This is a genomic window from Tepidiforma sp. (assembly GCF_034432735.1).
Classification (GTDB): Bacteria; Chloroflexota; Dehalococcoidia; order Tepidiformales; family Tepidiformaceae; genus Tepidiforma.
The window spans coordinates 1-1,687 of the sequence record NZ_DAOUBJ010000140.1; the positions used below are offsets into that span (position 1 = coordinate 1).

Below are 1,687 nucleotides of genomic sequence, written 5' to 3' on the forward strand. Positions count from 1 at the left end.
TCGTCCTCGCGGTGAAGGGGCGGGGGCTCGCCCTGCGCGAAGCCTGGCTGCAGAGCGACGCCGAGATCGTCAGCTACATGGATGTCGATCTCTCCACCGACCTCGCCCACCTGCCCGAGCTCATCGCCCTGGTCGCCGAGCGCGGCTGCGACGTCGCCATCGGCTCGCGCCTCGCCCGGGGCGCCAAGGTGAAGCGCCAGCTCAAGCGCGAAATCACCAGTCGCGGCTACGTCGCCCTCATCCGGCTCACCTTTCCGCGGCTCCGCATCAGCGATGCCCAATGTGGCTTCAAGGCGCTCAGCCGGCGGGCCGTCCAACTCGTCGTCCCCCAGATCGAAAACCGGATGTGGTTCTTCGATACCGAGTTGCTCATCCTCGCCCACCAGGCCGGGCTGCGGATCTGCGAGCTGCCCGTCCGCTGGGTGGAAGACCCGGACACCAAGGTTCGCATCCTCAGCACCGCGATCGAAGACATCCGCGGCCTCGTCCGGATGCGGTTCCGCCGCCGTCGAGGAGCCGCCCCGCGGTGACGCCCCCGCCCTCAGCGCCGCCGAAGGTAAGCGAGACCCCACATCCGGGCGTTCCCGGTTTGATCCGGCCGGGGGCCGATGGTATAACTCAGCCTTGCTACAGGATTCACAAAGTTCCCGCCCGCGGGCCCCTTGCGCCCCGGAGTCGGGGAGGGGGAGGCTGGCCGCATGGAATGGGCTAATCTACCGCACGACTTCGCAGAACCCCTCGAACTCGTCATCGTCGCGATCAGCATCACTGCGATGCTCGGGATTCTCGTCCTCTTCGGGCAGTGGTGGCAGAAGTAAGGAGTAGCAATGGCCGTCGAAGCACCACCCAAACCGACCCTCGCCGATAAGATCTACGACAAGCTCTTCCACAACTACGTTTGGAAGTCCATCTTCCGCACCGGCTACCCGAACACGCCGCGCAACCAGATGCTCATCGTTGCGACGAACGTGTTCCTCCACCTCCACCCCACCCGTATCCACCGCACCCACGTCAAGATCACCCACACCTACTGTCTGGGCGGGCTCTCCTTCTTCATGTTCCTCGGGCTCACCGTCACGGGCATCCTGCTGATGTTCTACTACGTGCCCTCCGTCGAGCGCGCTTACCTCGACATCCAGAACATCACGACGAACGTGCAGTTCGGCCAGCTGATGCGCAACATGCACCGCTGGATGGCCCACGCCATGGTCATCCTCGTCTTCCTCCACATGATGCGCGTCTTCTACACCGGCGCCTACAAGCCGCCACGCGAGTTCAACTGGGTCGTCGGCGTCATCCTCCTCGTCCTCACCTTCCTCCTCTCCTTCACCGGCTACCTCCTGCCGTGGGACCAGCTCGCCTTCTGGGCCATCACCGTCGGCTCGGAGATCGCTGGCTCGGCGCCCGTCCTCGGCCCTAAGACCCGCTTCTGGATGCTCGGCGGATTCGAAGTCGGCCCGAACGCCCTCATTCGCTTCTACACGCTCCACGTCATCGGCCTGCCGCTCCTGGCCGCCATCTTCATGGCCGTGCACTTCTGGCGCATCCGCCGCGACGGCGGCCTCGCCCGTCCGCTCTAGGCCGCGCCACCAACCAGGTTCGAGAGAGGGGAACGCATGGCAACCGCAGTCGTAGCCCGGCCCGTCGCCCGCCCGCAGACGCGCGCGCGCGACGAAGAGGTCCTCGT

The 1,687-nt window shown here is 65.7% G+C and carries 2 protein-coding genes; both read left to right on the forward strand.

Annotated features, from left to right (window positions below; translation table 11 throughout):
• Nucleotides 1-530: glycosyltransferase (locus VAE53_RS12015; protein ID WP_322819609.1), on the forward strand; the 530-nt coding region annotated here is incomplete at its 5' end.
• 297 nt (nucleotides 531-827) lie between these two features.
• Nucleotides 828-1,580 carry a selenite/tellurite reduction operon b-type cytochrome ExtP gene (extP, locus tag VAE53_RS12020; protein WP_322819610.1) on the forward strand — a complete coding sequence of 251 codons (753 nt, stop codon included), beginning with the start codon at nucleotides 828-830 and terminating at the stop codon, nucleotides 1,578-1,580.
• Nucleotides 1,581-1,687 lie beyond the last annotated feature (107 nt).